The organism is Agromyces sp. Y182 (assembly GCF_059445385.1).
This window is the reverse complement of the sequence record NZ_JCAIUF010000001.1, coordinates 553663-573597: the sequence shown is the minus strand read 5'-3', so window position 1 is coordinate 573597 and position 19935 is coordinate 553663. Positions and strand designations below refer to the sequence as shown.

Annotated in this window: 18 protein-coding genes; 11 read left to right on the top strand and 7 right to left on the bottom strand. The window is 69.4% G+C overall.

What is annotated here, in order from left to right; translation table 11 throughout:
- Positions 1-30 precede the first annotated feature (30 nt).
- On the top strand, positions 31-1158 hold the full coding sequence (locus AC1C2R_RS02600) for a fatty acid desaturase family protein (protein WP_495350987.1): 1128 nt from the start codon (positions 31-33) through the stop codon (positions 1156-1158).
- Between the two features lie 70 nt (positions 1159-1228).
- Here AC1C2R_RS02600 and AC1C2R_RS02595 read toward each other — a convergent pair whose 3' ends face one another.
- Positions 1229-1588, bottom strand: a complete 360-nt coding sequence (locus AC1C2R_RS02595; RefSeq protein WP_495378843.1) for a TraR/DksA family transcriptional regulator — start codon at positions 1586-1588, stop codon at positions 1229-1231.
- Between the two features lie 89 nt (positions 1589-1677).
- On the opposite strand from AC1C2R_RS02595, the gene AC1C2R_RS02590 reads away from it, so the two are divergent.
- A complete protein-coding gene (locus AC1C2R_RS02590) occupies positions 1678-4170 on the top strand; it encodes a DNA polymerase III subunit gamma and tau (RefSeq protein WP_495378842.1) in 2493 nt (830 codons plus the stop codon).
- A gap of 3 nt (positions 4171-4173) precedes the next feature.
- Positions 4174-4770 carry a recombination mediator RecR gene (gene recR / locus AC1C2R_RS02585; RefSeq protein ID WP_495350984.1) on the top strand — a complete coding sequence of 199 codons (597 nt, stop codon included), beginning with the start codon at positions 4174-4176 and terminating at the stop codon, positions 4768-4770.
- 128 nt (positions 4771-4898) lie between these two features.
- Here recR and AC1C2R_RS02580 read toward each other — a convergent pair whose 3' ends face one another.
- Positions 4899-5894 (bottom strand): patatin-like phospholipase family protein, encoded by a 996-nt coding sequence (locus AC1C2R_RS02580; protein WP_495378841.1) that lies wholly within the window; start codon positions 5892-5894, stop codon positions 4899-4901.
- Positions 5895-6124: 230 nt separating this feature from the next.
- Here AC1C2R_RS02580 and AC1C2R_RS02575 point away from each other — a divergent pair, with 230 nt between their 5' ends.
- The gene (locus tag AC1C2R_RS02575; protein WP_495378840.1) at positions 6125-6484 is read left to right on the top strand and encodes a nuclear transport factor 2 family protein; all 360 of its coding nucleotides are present in this window, start codon (positions 6125-6127) and stop codon (positions 6482-6484) included.
- 33 nt (positions 6485-6517) lie between these two features.
- Here AC1C2R_RS02575 and AC1C2R_RS02570 read toward each other — a convergent pair whose 3' ends face one another.
- Entirely contained in the window at positions 6518-7012 is a 495-nt protein-coding gene (locus tag AC1C2R_RS02570; protein ID WP_495378839.1) for a hypothetical protein, read from the bottom strand.
- Positions 7013-7138: 126 nt separating this feature from the next.
- Between AC1C2R_RS02570 and AC1C2R_RS02565 the strand changes: the two genes are divergently transcribed.
- Positions 7139-8413 carry an aspartate kinase gene (locus AC1C2R_RS02565; protein ID WP_495350980.1) on the top strand — a complete coding sequence of 425 codons (1275 nt, stop codon included), beginning with the start codon at positions 7139-7141 and terminating at the stop codon, positions 8411-8413.
- Between the two features lie 180 nt (positions 8414-8593).
- Positions 8594-9649 carry an aspartate-semialdehyde dehydrogenase gene (locus AC1C2R_RS02560; protein ID WP_495350979.1) on the top strand — a complete coding sequence of 352 codons (1056 nt, stop codon included), beginning with the start codon at positions 8594-8596 and terminating at the stop codon, positions 9647-9649.
- A 269-nt stretch (positions 9650-9918) separates the two neighbouring features.
- Here AC1C2R_RS02560 and AC1C2R_RS02555 read toward each other — a convergent pair whose 3' ends face one another.
- From AC1C2R_RS02555 to AC1C2R_RS02540, 4 genes are all read right to left on the bottom strand, one after another.
- Positions 9919-10302: a RidA family protein gene (locus tag AC1C2R_RS02555; RefSeq protein WP_495350978.1), complete on the bottom strand. Its 384-nt coding sequence runs from the start codon at positions 10300-10302 to the stop codon at positions 9919-9921.
- A 119-nt stretch (positions 10303-10421) separates the two neighbouring features.
- Entirely contained in the window at positions 10422-11153 is a 732-nt protein-coding gene (locus AC1C2R_RS02550; protein WP_495378838.1) for an IclR family transcriptional regulator, read from the bottom strand.
- A gap of 1 nt (position 11154) precedes the next feature.
- The gene (locus AC1C2R_RS02545; protein WP_495378837.1) at positions 11155-12927 is read right to left on the bottom strand and encodes an N-acyl-D-amino-acid deacylase family protein; all 1773 of its coding nucleotides are present in this window, start codon (positions 12925-12927) and stop codon (positions 11155-11157) included.
- Positions 12928-12936: 9 nt separating this feature from the next.
- Positions 12937-14229: a type III PLP-dependent enzyme domain-containing protein gene (locus AC1C2R_RS02540; protein ID WP_495350975.1), complete on the bottom strand. Its 1293-nt coding sequence runs from the start codon at positions 14227-14229 to the stop codon at positions 12937-12939.
- 82 nt (positions 14230-14311) lie between these two features.
- Between AC1C2R_RS02540 and AC1C2R_RS02535 the strand changes: the two genes are divergently transcribed.
- The 5 genes from AC1C2R_RS02535 to AC1C2R_RS02515 all read left to right on the top strand — a co-directional run bounded on the left by AC1C2R_RS02535 (position 14312) and on the right by AC1C2R_RS02515 (position 19933).
- Entirely contained in the window at positions 14312-15265 is a 954-nt protein-coding gene (locus tag AC1C2R_RS02535; protein WP_495378836.1) for a sugar kinase, read from the top strand.
- Positions 15265-15873, top strand: a complete 609-nt coding sequence (locus AC1C2R_RS02530; protein WP_495350973.1) for a bifunctional 4-hydroxy-2-oxoglutarate aldolase/2-dehydro-3-deoxy-phosphogluconate aldolase — start codon at positions 15265-15267, stop codon at positions 15871-15873. Before AC1C2R_RS02535 ends, AC1C2R_RS02530 begins: the two co-directional genes overlap by 1 nt.
- A gap of 252 nt (positions 15874-16125) precedes the next feature.
- Positions 16126-17790, top strand: a complete 1665-nt coding sequence (locus AC1C2R_RS02525; protein WP_495350972.1) for an ABC transporter substrate-binding protein — start codon at positions 16126-16128, stop codon at positions 17788-17790.
- 51 nt (positions 17791-17841) lie between these two features.
- On the top strand, positions 17842-18846 hold the full coding sequence (locus AC1C2R_RS02520) for an ABC transporter permease (protein WP_495350971.1): 1005 nt from the start codon (positions 17842-17844) through the stop codon (positions 18844-18846).
- Positions 18839-19933, top strand: a complete 1095-nt coding sequence (locus AC1C2R_RS02515) for an ABC transporter permease (protein WP_495350970.1) — start codon at positions 18839-18841, stop codon at positions 19931-19933. Before AC1C2R_RS02520 ends, AC1C2R_RS02515 begins: the two co-directional genes overlap by 8 nt.
- Positions 19934-19935: the final 2 nt, after the last annotated feature.

Sequence of the window (19935 nt, the reverse complement as noted above, 5' to 3'; positions counted from 1 at the left end):
CGTGCATTCGGCCCGAGGAGATGAGCGCACATGAGCCTGGTCGTAGAACGCCCCGACGGTGCCGAAGGCACGATGTCGCCCGTCATCCGCACGGCCGGTCGCCGTCGAGAGGGCGTCGATCCGGCGCAGAGCGGGTTCGCACAGCTGTCACGCCAGATCAAGGCCGAAGGACTGCTCGATCGATTCGTCGGCTTCTACGTGCGCAAGGCGCTCTTCTGGGCCGTCGTGCTCGGCGCGACGGTGGCGGCATCCGTCATGATCGGCGACTCGTGGTGGCAGCTCGTCATCGCGGGCGTGCTCGGCGTCGTGTTCACCCAGTTCGCGTTCATGGCGCACGAGGCGTCGCACCGCCAGATCTTCCAATCCGGGCCGAAGAACGACTGGGCGGGCCTCTTCCTCGCCAACTTCGTCGTCGGCATCAGCTACAGCTGGTGGATGAACAAGCACACCCGCCATCACGGCAACCCGAACGTCATCGGCCGGGATCCCGACATCGAGAAGGACACGATCTCCTTCCTCGAAGAGGATGCCGCGGCGAGTCGCGGGCTCATCCGCATGATCACGCGGAAACAGGGGTACCTGTTCTTCCCGCTGCTGCTGCTCGAGGGCATCAACCTGCACGTGCACGGCATCCGTCACGTATTGGGAAAGGGCACGGTCAAGCGCCGCTGGCTCGAGTTCACGCTCCTCGCCGTTCGTCTCGTCGGCGTCGTCGCGCTCGTCTTCTGGGCGTTCCCGCCGCTGCTGGCCGTCGTCTTCCTGCTCGTGCAGTTCGGGGTGTTCGGCGTCTACATGGGCGCGTCGTTCGCGCCCAACCACAAGGGCATGCCGCTCATCCCGCGCGGGGTGCGCGTCGACTTCCTCGAACGCCAGGTGCTGACCAGCCGCAACATCAGCGGAGGACGGTTCATCGACGCGTTCATGGGCGGGCTCAACTACCAGGTCGAGCACCACCTGTTCCCGAGCATGGCCCGCCCCGCGTTGGCACGCACGCAGGTGATCGTGCGCGAGTTCTGCCGCGAGAACGATGTGCGGTACACCGAGACCGGGCTCATCGAGTCGTATGGAATCGTGATCGCCTACCTCAACCGCGTCGGGCTCGCCGCGCGTGACCCGTTCGACTGCCCCATGATCAACTCGTACCGCCGCCGCGACTGACGCGCTGCTGACGCGCGACTGGCGTACCGCCGTCGCGTGACTGGGCGCCGCTGGGGCGCTGCTCGCCCGCTCAGCGCTCGAGCCGGGCGCAATCGATGCAGAGCTCGGCGGTCGGCCGTGCGTCGAGGCGCCCGACGGTGATGCGTTTGCCGCAGTTCCGGCAGGTGCCGTACGTGCCGTCGGCGATGCGCGCGAGTGCGTGATCGATGTCGGCGAGTTCGGCGCGCGCGTCGGCGAGCACCGCAGTGCGCTGCGACCACTCCTGGGTCATCGTCGGGCCGTCGGGGTCGTGTTCGTCATCGGCGGAGGCGCCCGACCTCGCGGCGCGCACCTCGCTCATGACGTCGCCGAATTCGGCGAAGCGCCCCTCCGCATCCGCTCGCTCCTGCAGCAGTTTCACCTGGAACCGCTCGAGCTGTGTCTGAGTCATCGTCGACAAATCACGCCCCCTTCCGATCCCAGAATGGTACGCCAGAGACATCCGGCCGTCGTGTCGGACGCGGCAACTACGATTGATGCGTGGTCACCGCCCTCTATCGCCGCTACCGGCCCGAGACATTCGCCGAGATGATCGGCCAGTCCCAGGTGACGGAGCCGCTCATGACGGCGCTCCGCACCGATCGTGTCAATCACGCCTACCTCTTCAGCGGCCCCCGTGGCTGCGGCAAGACGACGTCGGCGCGCATTCTGGCGCGCTGTCTCAACTGCGCAGAGGGCCCGACGGATGTCCCGTGCGGCGTCTGTCCCAGTTGCGTCGAGCTCTCCCGGGGCGGTGGTGGTTCGCTCGATGTCGTCGAGATCGACGCCGCCTCGCACAACGGCGTCGACGACGCGCGCGACCTGCGTGAGCGCGCGGTGTTCGCCCCGGCGCGCGACCGGTTCAAGATCTTCATCCTCGACGAGGCCCACATGGTCACGCCGCAGGGCTTCAACGCGCTGCTGAAGCTCGTCGAAGAGCCGCCGGAGCACATCAAATTCATCTTCGCGACGACCGAGCCCGACAAGGTGCTCGGCACCATCCGCTCGCGCACGCACCACTATCCGTTCCGGCTGGTGCCGCCCGGGCCGATGCTCGAGTACGTGCAGCAGCTCTGCACCGAAGAGGGCGTCGAGGTCGCGCCCGGCGTGCTGCCGCTCGTGGTGCGCGCCGGCGGCGGTTCGCCGCGCGACACGCTGTCGCTGCTCGACCAGCTCATTGCCGGCTCCGAGGGGCCGACGATCGACTACGAGCGGGCGGTGGCGCTGCTCGGCTACACCCACGGCGCATTGCTCGACGAGGTCGTCGACGCCATCGGGGCCGGCGACGCAGCGGGTGCGTTCGCCGCGGCAGACCGGGTCGTGCAGACCGGGCAAGATCCGCGGCGCTTCGTCGAAGACCTGCTCGAACGATTGCGCGACCTCATCGTCGTCGCTGCCTCCTCGCCCGAGACGGCGGCCGCGGTACTCCGCGGGGTGCCCGAAGACGAACTCGCGCGCATGGCGGCGCAGGCAGCCGTCTTCGGCCAGGCCGAGCTCTCCAGGGTCGCCGACCTCGTCAACCAGACGCTCACCGAGATGACGGGCGCCACGTCGCCGCGGCTGCACCTCGAGCTCATGCTCGCGCGCGTGCTCGTGCCTGCCGCCGACGACACCGAGCGCGGTGCGCTGGCACGCGTCGAGCGGCTCGAACGCCGAGTCGGGGTCGCAGATGCCGTTTCGGGGCCGACGACGTCCGAGCCGCGTGGCGCCGCGCGGGTCGAGTCCGGGCCGGGGCCTGACGCTCGAGCGGCGGCTCCGGTTCCCGGGCGCCAGCCAGCGGGGGAGTCGACCCCTGCTGATGTTCCTGCTGCTCGTGACAGTCGTGCCGTTCCTGCCGTTCCTGGTGTGGCGGACTCCGGCGCGCAGAGCGCACGCCCCGCCGCGTCGGGTCCTGCGTCCGCCCGAGAAGCTCCGTCCGCCGCTTCACCTGCGGCGGAGTCCACGCCGGCGGTGAAGCCCGCACCTGCCGCTTCCGCAGCGGCATCCCCACCCGCGAAACCCGTTGGTCCGGTCACGCTCCAGCAGTTCCGCGATGCATGGCCCGAAGTGCTCGCTTCCCTGCAGCGCACGAAGCGCAGCGCGTGGATGGTGGCATTCACGGCGCAAGTGCGCGACCTGCGCGATGGCGATGTGCTCGTGCTCACGTTCCCCAGCGAGCAAGACGTCGCTGGATTCCGCGGCGGCGCACCCGGGCAGAGCGTCAGCGAACTCCTCCGCGCTGCGATCACCGAGGTTCTCGGGGTTCGCGTGAAGTTCATCGCCAGGGTCGACGGCCCCGGGGGCGGGTCCGCCCCCGCGGCGGCTCCGTCGCCGTCAGCGCCCCCAGGTCAGTCGGTGCCCCCAGGTCAGTCGGAGCCCCCAGGTCAGTCGGAGCCCCTGGGGCCGACTGCGCCGACCGAAGAGGTGGCCGCGTCGCCCGGCGCACGCAACACGCCCGCCGCTCCTTCCGCTCCGGTCGCTGCCGCGCAGCCGGTCGCTGCAGCGCAGCCGGTGACACCGTCATCCGCCGGCCCGGTCGATTCGTGGGCGACGGTCGCCATCCCGAGCGACCCGACCGGCGACGCCGAAGCAGGGGCTTCGCCCGCCGACGCCCGCACAGCGACTGCGACCGCGCTGGCCGAGCGGCCCCGGACTTCTGCCGAGACGCCGTCCGGCGCGCTCGAGGGCTCGTCGTCGCCCGCATCCAGTCGCTCCGAGCCCGCGGCAGACGATCTGCCCGACGACGCCGACGCTCCGCCCGAAGACGACGAGGGGTGGTTCGACCCCGGGCCCGAGGCCGAAGTCGTCGCCGAGGCATCCGTGGCGAAGACAACAGTGCCTGTGCGCAAGCCGGCGCCCGCGCGCGTCCCGCGGCCGCTGCCGACAGCCTCGTCGGCCTCCGTCGACGGCGGCATCCAGCGCTACGGAGAGGCGGTCGTGCGCGAGGTGCTCGGCGCGACCTTCCTCGAAGAAGTCGAGGCGTCGCCGCGCCCCGGCTTCGGGGAGCGTGGGTAGTCCGTGTACGAAGGCATCGTTCAAGAACTGATCGACGAGCTCGGGCGACTTCCCGGCATCGGCCCGAAGTCGGCGCAGCGCATCGCGTTCCACATCGTGCAGACCGAGCACTTCGACGTCACCCGGCTCGCCGAGATCCTCCTGCAGATCCGCGACAAGGTGCGGTTCTGCGAGATCTGCGGCAACGTCTCCGAAGAGGCGACCTGCCTCATCTGCCGCGATCCGCGACGTGACCCGGCGCTGATCTGCGTCGTCGAAGAGGCGAAAGACGTCGTCGCCATCGAACGCACCCGCGAGTTCCGCGGGCTCTACCACGTGCTCGGCGGCGCGATCAGCCCGATCGACGGCATCGGCCCCGACGAGCTCCGCATCCGGCAGTTGATGCAACGCCTCGCCGACGCCACCGTCACCGAGGTCATCATCGCGACCGACCCGAACCTCGAGGGCGAGGCGACCGCGACGTACCTCAGCCGCCTGCTGACCACCCTCGAGATCCGCGTGACACGACTCGCGTCGGGTCTGCCGGTCGGCGGCGACCTCGAATACGCCGATGAAGTGACCCTCGGCCGAGCATTCGAAGGCCGCCGCGTCGTCACCTGACCCGCTGTCCTGGTGCATGGTGTGCGTGCGTGCGCGAACGCCGCGAGCGCGACGCGCGCGCGGGGGCGTGCTGGCGCGGATGCCGCCGCCGGCCACCGGAGTGAGTCGGTCAGCGGCGGCATTCGGAGTCAGCGCCAGAATTCGGTGAGCTGCTCCGCGAGGGCTCTGCCTTGGTCGTAACCAGCCCGCGCAGCGGGCGGACGCAGCGACCCGTCCATCGCATTGGCGCCGAACATGTGCTCGGAGTCGCTGTCGGGGAAGATCGTCTCGACTCTGCTGCCGCGCGCACGGAGCTCGTCGACCTGTGCTGCGAGATGCATTTCCCACTCCAGCGGCGCCAATGTTCGGCCGCCGAATGGTGACAACACCAGCACGCGTGCGTATCCGGCTGCCAGATCGGCATTCTCGGCGTTGGATCGGTAGCCGCCGTCGATGTACCGGTCGCCGCCGATCTTGTAGGGGAGTCCGCTGGCACAGCTGGCGGCGACGGCGTCCGCGAGGTCGACACCGCTGTGACGGTCGAACACGACCGGTTCACCGGTCTGGGCATCGACCGCGGTGATGAGCACCGTTCGTTCCGGCCAGCGCTGACCGGGCAGCCGCGAGGCGACGGTGGCGCGCCACTGCGATTGCCAGGAGCCGTCCGACGCCGCATCCATCTCGAGTGCGGCCGCGGCCATTCTGCGGCGCATGTCGGCCCCATCCGAAGCCGCGGCGATGATGTTGCCGACCCGCTCCAGGTGGTCGGCCACCGGCTTGTTCGGAGCGCGCCTTCGGTCGGATCCGACCGGCCTGGTCTGTTGCTGGGGCGCAGCGGCGAGGATGGCGGCGAGCAGTTCGGTCGGGGTCGCGCCGGCCATCTGGGCCGCGGCCGTCGAGCCGGCCGACGTGCCGATGGTCAGGTCGGCTGTGGTCACGTCCAGCCCGGCATCGAAGAGGCCGGCGAGGACGCCGATCAGCCAGGCGTTGCCGGTCGAGCCGCCGCCGCCGAGCACCAACGCTCGCTCGCCCGCGGCGGGCACCCGCCATGTGGCGTCGACCCGCGGCTGATCCTGGTCGGAGCTCGATCGGGCGGAGCCAGTCGTCGAGGTGAATTGCAGAGATGAAGAAGGTGTTGTGTTCATGGGAGTCGCCTTTCGCGAATTGCGTGACGGGCGCTCCCAGTGACGACTACCTCAGTCGCAAGATCGTGGACTGCAAGGGAGCGCCCACTGTGGATACTGCGTTCATGGGTCTCACCTCCTGCCGACGGATCACGATCGCCAAGACGCTAGCACAGCGCCGACGCGGCGCGCGACCGGCACCATGCGGAGTAACCCTTGACGCTCCAACCCACCCGGGATAGAACGGGGGCATGGCGAGCAAAGGCGCGGAGTGGGTCGCGGGGTACGTCGCGGCGTGGGAATCGAACGACCCGGGGCAGATCGGAGCGCTCTTCACCGACGATGCGCGGTACCTCACGAGTCCCGACTCCGAGCCGCGAGCGGGGCGTGCGGCGATCGTCGCCGGGTGGGTCGAAGATCTCGATGAGCCCGGCACGTGGGCCTTCGACTGGCACATCGTGCACGAAGACGACGGCTTCGTCGTCGTGCAGGGCCGCACCGAGTATCCGGCCGAGAAGGACTACCTGAACCTCTGGATCATCCGGCTCGCGCCGGACGGCCGGGCCACCGAGTTCACCGAGTGGTACATGCCGAGGCCGCGCAAGGGCTGATCGAGACATCCGTCGTCGGCGGCGGCAGTGCACTCAGCGCAGCACTTCGACGAGCACCACCCAGGCCATGAGCAGCGCGGCGATGATGCTGAGCACCGACCCGACGGCCATCGCGATGAGCCCGGCCTCCACCGTGCCGACGATGACGAGCACGGCACCGAGAAGGAACGCGCCGACCGGCAGCACGCCCGCGATGGCCTTGCCCATTCGTTCGATCAGCGAGACATGGTCCTCACGCATGACCACTCGGATCGCATGCACCTGGAAGATGGCGGCAAGCAGGGCCGCGACAAGCACTTCGATGCCGTACGCGACGATCGGCTGGCCCGGGATCAGCCCGAATGCGCCGGCGGCGATCGCCAGCACGAGGGCCGCGATCGAGGTAGCCGCGCGCGGCGGCAGCGTCACCGACGTCATGATCGTCGCGATGTTCACCGACATCGCGACGATGAGCAGGCCGGCAAGGGCGGCCGTCGCCCCGACCATCGCGACGTTGAACTCCGACCAGCCCTCGAGTGCCTCCGACATGTGCCCACGCTATCGTCGCCCCGCAGAACGTCACATATCCGGGCGCGTATGCGGCCCGCCGTATGATGGTTCTTCCGGCGCCGGCCGCTCGAGCGGCTGCCAGCGAGACCATCCCCAGGAGACCACGTGAGCTTGATCGTGCAGAAGTTCGGCGGGTCATCCGTCGCCGACGCCGAGAGCATCAAGCGGGTCGCGAAGCGCATCGTCGAGACTCGCAAGGCCGGCAACGACGTCGTCGTGGCGGTCTCAGCCATGGGCGACACGACCGACGAGCTGCTCGATCTGGCGGGCGAGGTCACGCCGATTCCCGCGCCGCGCGAGCTCGACATGCTGCTCTCCGCGGGCGAGCGCATCTCCATGGCGCTCCTCGCGATGGCGATCAAGAGCATGGGCCACGACGCGCGCTCCTTCACGGGCAGCCAGGCCGGCATGATCACGGATGCCACGCACGGTGCCGCCCGCATCGTCGATGTCACTCCGGTGCGCCTGCGCGAAGCGCTCGACGACGGCGCGGTCGTGATCGTCGCCGGATTCCAGGGATTCAACCGTGACACCCGCGACATCACGACCCTCGGCCGCGGTGGCAGCGACACGACGGCCGTGGCCCTCGCAGCCGCGCTCAGCGCCGACGTGTGCGAGATCTACACTGACGTCGACGGCGTGTTCACCTCCGACCCGCGGATCGTGAAGAGGGCGCACAAGCTCGACCGCGTCACAAGTGAAGAGATGCTCGAGCTCGCGGCATCCGGAGCCAAAGTCCTGCACATCCGCGCGGTGGAATACGCACGCCGCCACGGTGTGACCCTGCACGTGCGCTCGTCGTTCAACAACAGCGAGGGGACCATCGTCTACGACCCCGCGCGCCTGCCCGAAGGAGAAGCTGTGGAAGAGTCCGTCATCGCCGGTGTCGCGGTCGACCTGACCGAGGCGAAGATCACGGTCGTCGGCGTGCCCGACAAGCCGGGTGTTGCAGCGAAGATCTTCAAGATCGTGGCCGGCACGAACGCGAACGTCGACATGATCGTGCAGAACGTCTCGGCCGCCTCGACCGGGCGCACCGACATCTCGTTCACCCTTCCGAAGTCCGACGGCGAGCGGGCCCTCACGGCGCTCGCGAGCGCGCAAGAGGCGATCGGCTTCCTCTCGCTGCAGTACGACGACCAGATCGGCAAGCTCTCGCTCGTGGGCGCCGCGATGCGTTCGGCCGCCGGCGTTTCGGCGCGTCTGTTCGAGGCGCTCTCCGCGGCGGGCATCAACATCGAGATGATCTCCACGAGCGAGATCCGCATCTCGGTCGTCACGCGCGCCGACAGCGTGCACGCCGCGGCACGCGCTGTGCACACGGCGTTCGAGCTCGACGGCGACGACGACGCGATCGTGCACGGGGGCACGGGGCGCTGAGCTGCGATCGAGCGGATGCCGCGGCATCCGCTCACCGAATTCCTGCCGCTTTGGAGGACGATCCTGCCTGTATAGGACGCCCGGGGACTCGTTCGTCCTCCACAGCGGTCGATGTCATACAAACTGGAAGTGATGCACGGGCGGCGTCTGAGGTATCCGGCCGGGAATGAGGAAGAGCAAATGACCAACGCAGTGAACATCGGCGTCGTCGGCGCGACCGGCCAGGTCGGCGCAGTCGTGCGCAAGCTGCTCGAGGAGCGGGGCTTCCCGGTCGCGCAGATCCGCTATTTCGCCTCGGCGCGTTCGGCGGGCTCGACGCTGCCGTGGAAAGGTGACGATATCGTCATCGAAGACGCTTCGACGGCCGACCCGAGCGGCCTCGACATCGCGATCTTCTCCGCCGGTGCGACGCTCTCGAAGGCGCAGGCACCCCGGTTCGCCGCTGCCGGCGTCACGGTGATCGACAACTCGAGCGGCTGGCGTATGGATCCCGACGTTCCGCTCGTCGTGAGCGAGGTGAACCCCCACGCGATCGACGACGCCGTCAAGGGCATCATCGCGAACCCGAACTGCACGACGATGGCCGCGATGCCGGTGCTGAAGGTGCTGCACGAAGAAGCGGGTCTCGAGCGACTCATCGTGAGCACCTACCAGGCCGTCTCCGGCGCAGGGCTCGCCGGTGGCGAGGAACTGCTCGAGCAGGCCCGTGCCGCCGTCGCCCAAGACACGATCGGGCTCGTGCACGACGGGGCATCCGTCACCTTCCCCGAAGCCGTGAAGTTCCCGCGCACGATCGCGTTCGACGTGATCCCGCTCGCCGGGTCGATCGTCGACGATGGCGACTACGAGTCCGACGAAGAGAAGAAGTTGCGCAACGAGAGCCGCAAGATCCTCGAGCTGCCCGGCCTGCGTGTCGCCGGCACCTGCGTGCGCGTGCCCGTGTTCACCGGACACTCGCTCTCGATCAACGCCGAGTTCGCGAACCCGATCACGCCCGAGCGCGCCACCGAGCTGCTCGCGGATGCCCCGGGCGTCGAGCTCTCCGACGTGCCCACGCCGCTGCAGGCCGCCGGCACCGACCCGAGCTACGTCGGTCGTATTCGGCAAGACCAGTCAGCGCCAGACGGCAAGGGCCTCGTGCTCTTCGTGTCGAACGACAATCTGCGCAAGGGTGCGGCGCTGAACGCCGTACAGATCGCGGAGCTCGTGGCGGCGAAGGTGCCCGCGCGCGTCTAGCCCGACGTCGTCGTGCGCCAATGGCCGGTCCCGTCGGGGCCGGCCAATCCTCTGCGCGCGAGCGTCCGCTCGCAATGCGCTGAGCGTCGCGTGCGCAATTCGGCGACCGTCTCGTGCGTCATTCAGGTCGGGAGGTGTGTCGCGACCGCGACACGCCGCGCACAGCGTGCGACACGCCGCTCCCGACCTGAATTACGAACGGGGCAGAGGTCGGCTCGGGCTCCGGCTCGGGCTCGGGCTCGCTGGGAACGGTGGGCGGGCGCCTGGACTCAGGGCTGCGGGATCGCCGCGACGACGTCGATCTCGACGAGGATGTTCGCGAGGCGCGAGCCCACCGTGGTGCGTACGGGGTAGGGCTCGGTGAAGAACTCCGCGTAGGCCACGTTGTATTCGGCGAAGTCCGCGAGATCCTCGAGGTGTGCCGTGACCTTCACGACGTCGTCGAAGGTCAGGTCGTATTCGGCGAGCACCGCGCCGATGTTGCGCAGCACCTGCCGGGTCTGCTCTGCGGCGCCGCCTGCCACGACCTCCCCGGTCGCCGGATCCTGCGGGCCGAAGCCGGCCGTGTAGAGGAAGCCGTTGGCGACGACGCCGTGGCTGTACGGGCCGGCGGGCTTCGGGGCGTTCGAGAGAGTGACGGCGATCTTGGACATGTTTCCTCCTGTGTGACGATGTTCTCGAGTTGCCCGTCTTTGTACATTCTCGGGCAACTCGGTGGTGGTGGTGTGGGGTGGTGGGCTCCAGGTGAGCGGATGCCGCGGCATCCGCTCACTCAACCGAGTTCGCGTGCGATGAGCTCGGCCGTCTCGCGCATCGCGGGCAGGTCGGTTTTCAATCGCTCGAGGTCGGCGACCATGCGGATCGCAGTGACCGAGAGCGCTCCGACGATACCCATCGACGAGCGAATCGGCACGGCGACGCAGTTCACGAACGCCTCGAACTCGCGGTCGTCGGTGGCCCAGCCGCGCGCGCTCACGAGGGTGAGTTCGTGGTCGAGGCGCTCCCGCGTCGTGATCGTGTGGTCGGTGTGGCGCTCCCAGGTGACGCCGGCGAGCACGGCGTCACGGCCCGCGGCGTCGAGGTCGGCGAGGATGGCCTTGCCGACCGCCGAGCAGTACGGGATCACGGCGCGGCCGATGCGCGAGTACATGCGCACGCCGGACTCGTTCTCGGCCTTGTCGACGTAGACGATCGAGCGGTCCATGAGCGCCGCGAGGTGTACGGTGTTCCCGATTCGGCGCTGCAGCCGGCGCACGTGCTCAGCTCCGACCTCTCGCAGGTCGAGCGATTCGAGCGACTCCCTCGAGAGCGCGGCGAGCCGCGTGCCGAGGGTATAGCGGCCCGAGCCGAGCTTGCGAACCCAGCCCACCTCTTCGAGTGCCTGCAATTCGCGGAACATCGTCGATCGGTGCAGCTCGAAGGCCGTGGCGAGCTCGGCGACGGTGCGCGGGTCGGCGGCGATCGCATCGATGATGCGTGCCGCGCGTTTCACGCTCTGCGACATGTCAGTCGTCCTCGCCGAAGTCCGTCGGTCGGGTCTCAGCCGGCGAAGGAAGCCGTTCATCGAGCCCCGGCGAGACGCTCTCGGACGGCTGGGTCTCGATACGCTCCTTCGTCGCTACTCGACGGGCGGTGGCGCGACGGATGCCCCGGCCGGGCGTCGCCCCGGTGAGCTCGCCGCCTGCCAGCACCGGCACACCAGCGACGAGGACGTCGTCGATGCCGACCCCGAGGCCGAGCGGTTCGTCGTAGCTGGCGGCCGCGCGCACCGCATCGGGGTCGACGAGCACGAGGTCGGCGAGGTGGCCCTCGCGCACGAATCCGCGGTCGCCGAGCGCGAACCGCGCGGCGGCGCGTGCCGACACGAGCGCCGAGGCATCCGCCCAGCCGAGCGCCGCCTGCTCGCGCACGAGGAGCGAGAGGTACCGGGAGAACGAGCCGCGCGCCCTGGGGTGCGGATGCTTGCCGAGGAAGATGCCGTCGGAGCCCCCGGTCGCGGCCGGGTGAGCGAGGATCTCGGCGAGTCCAGCGTCGCCGCGTTCGTGCTGCACCGCCATGACGACGTTGACCTCGAGCCGCGACGCGACGAGCACGTCGAGGGCGAACTCGATCGCGTCGAGGTCGGCGCGGGTGCCGGAACCAGAACCTGAACCAGCGCGAGCGGATGCCGCAGCCGCACCCTCCGCGATCGTGAGGCCGTGCGCCCACTCGTAGGCCGGGGCGGCGATGTGTGCCAGGGTGAGCATCGAGGGCCAGTCGGGTCCGAGGCTCGCGTGCCAGCTGATGGTGGGAAACCACTCCTCGCGAAGCCGCGCGCGCCCTGCGGGGTCGGTGAGAACCGCGACCACCTCGTCCACCGGGCGCACGGTGAGCGCGGCGGGCAGGATCGGCATCACGAGGATCGAGCACCCGCGACTGTAGGGATACGCGTCGAAGCTCGCGTCGACGCCCGCGTCGGCGAGCCCCGACAGCAATCCGTGCACGAGCTGCGGTTCGGCGTGGAAGTGCGACACGTGCACCCGAGCGCCCGACGCGAGCGCGATCGCCGCCACCTCGGCGATGCCCGCCGCCGAGTTGTGCTCGTAGCCGCGCATGTGCGACACGTACACCGCGCCGGCGTCGGCCACCGGTGCCGCGAGCGCAGCGAGCTCGTCGGTAGACGCGAAGATGCCTGGCGTGTAGTCGAGTCCGGTCGAGAGCCCGAGGGCACCGGCCGCGAGACCGTCGGCCACGAGGGTGCGCATGCGATCGAGTTCGGCGGGTGAAGCGGCATCCGTCGACCGGCCCATGATCTCGAAGCGCACGGTGCCGGCGGGCACGAGGTACCCGGCGTTCAGCGCGGTCGCGCCGTCGTAGGCCGCGAGCAGTGCGCCGACCCCGCCGCCCCGGTACGAGGGATGCGCGCCATTGATCGCCGCGAAGTACTCGGCGGCGTACTCGCCCGTGCCAGGTGCGTACGACACGCCGTCCTGCCCGCCGATGACGGTCGTGACGCCCTGCCGAAGCAGCCCGAGCTGCACCTCGGGGTCGAACAGCCGGCCGTCGGCGTGCGAGTGGGCGTCGATGAATCCGGGCATGAGCAGGCGGCCGCGGCCGTCGATCACGAGCGCGCCTCGAACGGCGGTGCGATCGAGGCTGCCGGTCGGTGCGATGCGCACGATGCGCTCGCCATCGATGAGCACATCGGATGCCCCGGAGCCCACGCCGTCGGCATCGACGACGATCACGTCTCGAATGAGCACTGGGCGAGTGAGCACAGGGCGAATGAGCACGGACATCGCTGACTCCTAGAAGAACGTGCGCACGAGCTCGACGACGCGGTCGGAGCCGCCGCCCTCGACGACCGGGATGAAGCGCCACTTGTCGAACGCCGTGCACGGGTGCGAGAGGCCGAGCGAGACGACCTCGCCGATCACGACCGGCAGCGGGGCATCCGAGCGCACGTAGGCGTGCTGGTCGTTGAGTGCGGTGACGGATGCCGCGGCGAGCGTCCGCTCGACGCCACCGGGTGCCGCCGTGACGCCGAACGGCACGGGCAACCCCTCGTCGTACGGGAAGTCGCGCTTGCCCCCGTCGAGCAGGGCGAGACCTGGCTCGGGGCGGGAGACGACCCGTGCGTAGCCGCGCATGGCGGGAGTGAGCCGCCCGTCGAGCGGAGAGATGCCGCGGTAGAAGCCGTCGTCGTGCACGAGCGAGGCGCCCGAGCGGAGGATCCAGCGAGTCGACGTCGGGCTCGGGGTCGGGCTCGGGGTCGACGACGACTCTGCGGCGGTCGCGGGAGCGAACACCTGGGCGACGAGGTCGAGGTAGGCGCTGCCGCCGGCGGTGACGACGAGCGGGCCGTCGGTGAGCGCACGCACGCGCCCGTGCAGCTCGAGCATCTCGGCGAGGTAGCTGCGTACGGCGGCGAGCGCGGTGGGGGATCGGTCGTGTCCGAGGCTGCCCTCGTATCCGGCTGTGCCCGCGAGGCGCAACACCGCAGAGGCGGCGACCCGTTCGGCGATGCGAGCGGCCTCGTCGACGCCGCGCGCGCCGGAGCGGCCGCCCGCCGCGCCGAGTTCGACGAGCACGTCGATGGGGCGGGGGAGTGCGACATCCGCGAGGCCCCGCTCCATCGCCTCGACGGTCTCGAGGGAGTCCACCCACACATGGAACGTGAAGCCGGGGTCGGCGAGCTCGGCGGCGATGAACGCGAGGGCTGCCGGCGCGACGAGTGCGTTCGCAAGCATGATCGACGTCACGCCGAACGCACGCGCCGTTCGCACCTGGCCCGGGGTCGCGAGCGTGATGCCGGTCGCGCCGGCGTCGAGCTGGCGCTGCCAGAGCGCCGGCGACATCGTGGTCTTGCCGTGCGGCATGAGCTCGAGCCCGCGGTCGTCGCACCAGCTCTGGATCACGGCTGCGTTGCGGGCGAGGGCTCGGTCGTCGAGGGCGAGCAGCGGGGTCCAGAACTCGGCGAGTCGCGGCCCCGTCGCGAGGAAGTCGCGCACGGTGAGGCCTGCGGCCCGGGCGGGCAGCCCCTTGTCGACCTCACTGAGCCGCTCGTCTCCGAGTTCTGCGAGCTTCGCGCTCCGCGGCATCCTCATACCTCCAACGTCGATTGACGTTGCGCATGTTGCAACGCGTTTGCACCGTCCGTGCACACCAGTCAGCATAGAGCTCGTGACCACTGCACCGCCGCTGCCCGAGGTCGTCGCCCTCGGCGAGACCATGGCGCTCGTCACGCCGGCGCTCGCCCAACCGCTCGAGTCGGCTGAAGACTTCCACGTCGACACGGCCGGCGCCGAGGCCAACGTCGCCGCACACCTCGCCGCACTCGGCCGCCGGGCCGCATGGGTCGGCCGAATCGGCGATGATGCCCTCGGTCGCCGGGTCGTGCGGCACCTGCGCGGGCGCGGCGTCGACACTCGCTGGGTCGAGGTCGATTCCGAAGCCCCGACCGGCGTGTACTTCAAGGATCCCGGCCGCGGCGTGCTGTACTACCGCGCGGGCTCTGCCGCCTCGCGAATGGCGCCGGCATTCCTCGACGGGTTGCCGCTCGACTCGGCGCGGGTCGTGCACGTGAGCGGCATCACCCCGGCGCTTTCCGCATCGTGCGATGCACTCGTCGACGAGCTGTTCGCGCGCGTCGCCGCGTCACCGGCCATGCTGAGCTTCGACGTCAATCACCGGCCCGCACTCTGGCCCGCGGATGTCGCGGCATCCCGTCTTCGAGAGCTCGCCTCGCGCGCCGACCTCGTCTTCGTCGGCCTCGACGAGGCCGAGACGCTCTGGGGTACGGCGACGCCCGACGAGGTGCGCGCGCTGCTTCCCGAACCCGCGCTCCTCGTCGTGAAAGATGGCGATGTCGGCGCCACCGAGTTCAGGGCGCGCGCCGTCGATGCGTCGACCGGGCTCGTTGATATCCCGGGCGAGACCCACGTGCCCGCGAGATCGGTCGAAGTCGTCGAGGCCGTTGGCGCCGGCGACGCCTTCGCGGCCGGCTACCTCGCCGCGCTGCTCGCCGGCGCAGACCCCGACGATCGGCTCGCCGCCGGGCATGCCCGAGCCGTGAGCGTACTCGGCGACACCGCAGACTTCCCCCGCACAGCAGCCACCTCGAGGAGCGCCACGTGATGAGCATCGACAACGCCCGATTCGACGAGATCTTCGAAGGGCAGTCGCTCATGGCGATCTTCCGAGGTCTGGGCGCCGAACGCAGCCTCGAACTCGCCGAGCGGGCATGGAGCCTCGGCATCAACGTGGTCGAGCTGCCGATCCAGTCCGTTGCCGACGTCGAAGCACTCACGGTCGTCGCGGCCGCCGGACGAGCGGCGGGCCGTCTCGTCGGAGCGGGCACCGTGGTCTCCACCCGGCATGTCGAGCTCGCGGCATCCGCCGGCGCGGCCTTCACCGTGAGCCCCGGCTTCGACCCGCTCGTCGCGCGCGCGTCGGCCGAAGCCGGGCTGCCGCCGCTGCCGGGCGTGGCGACCGCGACCGAGGTGCAGTCGGCGATGGCAGCGGGACTGACGTGGTTGAAGGCGTTCCCGGCGTCGCTGCTCGGATCCGCCTGGTTCCCCGCGATGGCCGGCCCGTTCCCGGGCGCCCGGTTCGTCGCCACGGGAGGCATGGATGCTTCGAACGCGCAGGAGTTCCTGGACCGCGGCGTGCGCACGATCGCCGTCGGCTCCGCGCTGGAGGACCCGGCGCAGCTGGCGGCGCTCGCCGAGCTCATCGTGAAGTAGCTCCCCACCGGCGCTCCTCGATCGCCCCGTCTCGGGTTCCGAGACGGGGCGATCTGCGTGCGCCCGGCGTCGTTCACCTCCCCGAATCAGCGGGGAAACGCGCGGGAAACAGAAACTGAATGACTTGTTTCTAGTTACTATCTTTTCTGTTAGGGTCACTTCCAGTAACGCCACGCACTGAGATTCTGCAGGCGGCGTCACACCACCACTGCACCACCTTCCACGCAACGAAGCACGAGAGGAATGCCGGAGATGACTCGAACCAAACGCTCCCTCGCGGTGGCACTCGCCGCCGGAGCGGCCGCACTCGCCCTGGGAATGTCCGGGTGCACGCCCTCGACGGGAGGCGACGGCGGCAACGCCTCCGTGCTCCGCGTCTGGGCGGGCAGCACCACCCCCATCAACAACAACTTCAATCCGTTCTCCGCCGACACAGCCGTGCACGCCACGTTCGGCGCGATCTACGAGCCGCTCTTCTTCTTCAACCAGGTCTCGGCCGACGCGCCCGTCGGCCTCGTCGGCGACACCTACGAGTACAGCGAAGACGGCAAGACCCTCACCGTCACGATCAAACCCGACCAGCAGTGGAGCGACGGCGAAGACCTCACCGCCGACGACGTCGCGTTCACCTTCGGCTACGGCTCGAACAAGGGCGAGCAGTTCATCTCGGCCGAGGCGACCGATGACACGACCGTCGTGCTCACCTACACCGAGCCGCAATTCACGAGCGCATCGCTCACGCTCGGCGGAACCTACATCCTCCCGAAGCACATCTGGGAAGACATCGACGACTTCATGGCCGAGACGAACCCCGAGCCCGTCGGGTCGGGCCCGTATGTGCTGAAGAGCTTCTCCGAGGCCGCCTACACGCTCGAGGGCAACGAGCACTTCCGCGACGGAGCGCCCGCGGTCGAGGAGGTGCAGTACCTCGGACTCGATTCGAACCAGTCGGCGCAAGACCTGCTGACGACCGGCAAGATCGACTGGGTCGGCCAGTTCATCGCGAACCCCGATGCCGTCACCGGCAAGGGCGACATCACCACGCTGAACCTGCAGCAGGACCCGACGACGATCATGACGTGCGCGAACGCCGACCTCGGCTGCGATGGGCCGCAGACCGACCCGGCCGTGCGCCAGGCGATCAACGCGGCGATCGATCGCACCACGATCCGCGAGAAGGCGTTCGCCGGTCTCGCCGGCGAGTCCTCCCCGTCGTTCATGCTGCTACCGCGCGACGAGCAGTGGCTGAGCGACCCCGAGTTCACGACGAGCCCGCAAGAATCGGATGCCGCCGAAGCCGGCGCCATCCTCGAAGCCGCCGGCTACTCGAAGGACTCCGACGGGTTCTACGGCAAGAACGGCACGGCCTTCGAGATCGATCTGTTCTCGCCCGACGGCTGGACCGATTACAACGACGCGGCGAAGCTCATCTCGGAGCAGGCGGCGGACGCCGGCATCCGCATCAATGCCCGTACGGTCTCCGACGCCGAGTACTGGACCCCTGTCCAGGCCGGCGACTTCCAGATGGCGCTCTACGGGCTCGCCCAGAGCCTCGTGGCCGACCCGTACTCGAACTATCACGAGTACTTCGCCGGGAACTCGACCGTCAAGGCCGGCGAGAGCCCGCTGAACGGACAGAACTACTCCCGCTACGTGAACCCGGCAGTCGATGCCGCGGTGCTCGCCGCCGGCGCGACGCAGGACGAGGCCACGAAGAAGGCCGCCTACGCGACGATCCAGACCGAGATCGCCCGCGACCTGCCCTACATCCCCGTGGTGCTGAACGCCTCGCAGTCGTTCTTCAACACGGAGAAGTTCTCGGGCTGGCCCACGGAGGACGACCTGTACGCCGCTCCGCTGCCGTACCTCGCGGTGGCGAACGCGATCGTGCTCGCGCACCTCACGCCGGCGAAGTAACGCCACCGGTCCCGTGGAACGAACCTTCCCAACCCTGAGGACGGCAGCGACATGAGCTTCTACCTTCGGCGGGTCGCCTTCTATCTGGTGACCCTCTGGGCGGCGATCTCGCTCAACTTCATGCTGCCGCGGCTGTTGCCGGGCGACCCCGCCGCGATCATGCTCGGCAAGCTCCGGCGTGCCAGCGGCGGTCGCCCGCTCTCCGAGGAGACGATCGAGGCGATCACCTCGATCCTCGGCGCGGGCAAGGACATGAGTCTCTGGGACCAATACCTCGCGTACTGGGGCCGGTTGCTTCAGGGAGATCTCGGGGTCTCCTCCACGAGGTATCCGGCCCAGGTCGCCGACCTGATCGCGAGCGCCCTGCCGTGGACGATCGTCCTGGTCGGTGTCGCGACCGTCATCTCATTCCTGCTCGGCATCATCGTCGGTGCATGGGTGGGGTGGCGGCGCGGCACCTGGCTCGACCACCTCGTGCCGATCACGACGGTCTTCCAGTCGATTCCGTACTTCTGGCTCGCGCTCGTGCTCGTCGCCGTCTTCGCGGTGCAGCTCGGCGTGTTCCCGATCGTCGGCGGCTACGACGTGTTCGGGTTCCCGGCGGGGCCCGAGCTCAGCTGGGCGTTCGTCGGCAGCGCGATCTACCACGCGATCCTGCCGGCGATCACGATCGTGCTCTCGTCGGTCGGCGGGTGGCTCCTCGGCATGCGCAACATGATGGTCTCGACGATGTCGGAGGACTACGTCGTGACCGCCGAGGCCAAAGGCCTCACCCCGCGGCGAGTGCGCACGAAGTACGCGGCACGCAACGCCGCCATTCCGAGCCTCGCGGGCTTCGGCATCGCGCTCGGCTTCGTCGTCGCCGGATCGATCGTCATGGAGCAGGTGTTCAGCTACCCGGGCATCGGCAAGCTCATGATCCAGGCGGTGCAGGGGCTCGACTACGCGCTCATGCAGGGCGTGTTCCTCGTGATCACCCTCACGGTGCTCGCCGCCAACTTCATCATGGACCTCGTCTACGGCTTCATCGACCCGAGGGTACGACACAATGGATGACTCGCAGCGCACGCTCGACCTCGCCCCCGGCGGTCTCGACGAGAACGCCGATCCCACGCCGTTCCAGGCGCCGGCCACGGCCGAGGCCGCGAGGGAGGCCGCGCGCGAGGCGACGGCGACCTCGGCCATGGCCGTCGCTGCCGCCACTCGCGGCGGGCGGTTCCGGCACCTGTTGCCCAGCCGTTCGGCCAAGCTCATCACCGGCCTCGTCATCGTCGGACTGATCGTCGTCTTCGGCATCTTCGGCCCGCTGATCGCCCAGCCCCCGCGCGATTCCGACAACCCCGCGCTGCTGCCGCCCAGCCCCGAGCACTGGCTCGGCACGACGAAGCTCGGCTACGACGTCTTCTCGCAACTGGCGTGGGGCACGCAGGGCTCGCTCTTCATCGGCGTCGTCGCGGGCGTGGTCGCCCTCGTGCTCGCGGTCGTCTTCGGAGTGCTCGCGGGCTACTTCGGCGGCGTGCTCGATGAGCTCTTCACGCTGTTCACGAACATCATGCTCGTGATCCCCGGACTGCCGCTCGTCATGGTCATCGCCGCCTACGTGCAGAACAGCGAGGGGCTCGGACCGCTCGCGAGAAGTTCACTGCTCGTCGCACTCGTGCTCGGCATCACGGGCTGGGCGGGTTCGGCCGTCGTGCTGCGGGCCCAGGCGAAGTCGCTGCGCACCCGCGAGTACGTCGCAGCGGCGCGCGTGGCCGGTGAGAAGCCGATGCGGGTGATCTTCGTCGAGATCCTGCCGAACCTCGTGCCGCTGCTCGCCGCGCAGTTCATCTTCGGCATCATCTTCGCGGTGCTCGGCGAGGCCGGCTTGTCGTATCTCGGCCTCGGCCCCACCGGCTCGATCACCCTCGGCACGATGTTGAACGATGCGCAGACCGGCCAAGCCGTCGGCACCGGAGCCTGGTGGTGGTTCGTGCCACCGGGCCTGATCATCGCGGCGCTCGGCGCCGGCCTCTCACTCATCAACTTCGCGATCGACGAGGTCGTGAACCCGAAACTCAGGCTCGCGCCTGAGAACGCGAAGCGCCAGCGCAAGGCCGCGAAGGCCGGCAAGGGCATCGCCGACACAGGAGCGTTCGCATGACC

Coding starts and splice junctions, on each gene's coding strand:
- AC1C2R_RS02525 (WP_495350972.1), top strand. CDS start 16,126: ATGACTCGAACCAAACGCTCCCTCGCGGTGGCACTCGCCGCCGGAGCG.
- AC1C2R_RS02580 (WP_495378841.1), bottom strand. CDS start 5,894: ATGAACACAACACCTTCTTCATCTCTGCAATTCACCTCGACGACTGGC.
- AC1C2R_RS02545 (WP_495378837.1), bottom strand. CDS start 12,927: ATGTCCGTGCTCATTCGCCCTGTGCTCACTCGCCCAGTGCTCATTCGA.
- AC1C2R_RS02540 (WP_495350975.1), bottom strand. CDS start 14,229: ATGCCGCGGAGCGCGAAGCTCGCAGAACTCGGAGACGAGCGGCTCAGT.
- AC1C2R_RS02575 (WP_495378840.1), top strand. CDS start 6,125: ATGGCGAGCAAAGGCGCGGAGTGGGTCGCGGGGTACGTCGCGGCGTGG.
- AC1C2R_RS02595 (WP_495378843.1), bottom strand. CDS start 1,588: ATGACTCAGACACAGCTCGAGCGGTTCCAGGTGAAACTGCTGCAGGAG.
- AC1C2R_RS02515 (WP_495350970.1), top strand. CDS start 18,839: ATGGATGACTCGCAGCGCACGCTCGACCTCGCCCCCGGCGGTCTCGAC.
- AC1C2R_RS02560 (WP_495350979.1), top strand. CDS start 8,594: ATGACCAACGCAGTGAACATCGGCGTCGTCGGCGCGACCGGCCAGGTC.
- AC1C2R_RS02530 (WP_495350973.1), top strand. CDS start 15,265: ATGAGCATCGACAACGCCCGATTCGACGAGATCTTCGAAGGGCAGTCG.
- AC1C2R_RS02520 (WP_495350971.1), top strand. CDS start 17,842: ATGAGCTTCTACCTTCGGCGGGTCGCCTTCTATCTGGTGACCCTCTGG.
- AC1C2R_RS02555 (WP_495350978.1), bottom strand. CDS start 10,302: ATGTCCAAGATCGCCGTCACTCTCTCGAACGCCCCGAAGCCCGCCGGC.
- AC1C2R_RS02600 (WP_495350987.1), top strand. CDS start 31: ATGAGCCTGGTCGTAGAACGCCCCGACGGTGCCGAAGGCACGATGTCG.
- AC1C2R_RS02550 (WP_495378838.1), bottom strand. CDS start 11,153: ATGTCGCAGAGCGTGAAACGCGCGGCACGCATCATCGATGCGATCGCC.
- AC1C2R_RS02570 (WP_495378839.1), bottom strand. CDS start 7,012: ATGTCGGAGGCACTCGAGGGCTGGTCGGAGTTCAACGTCGCGATGGTC.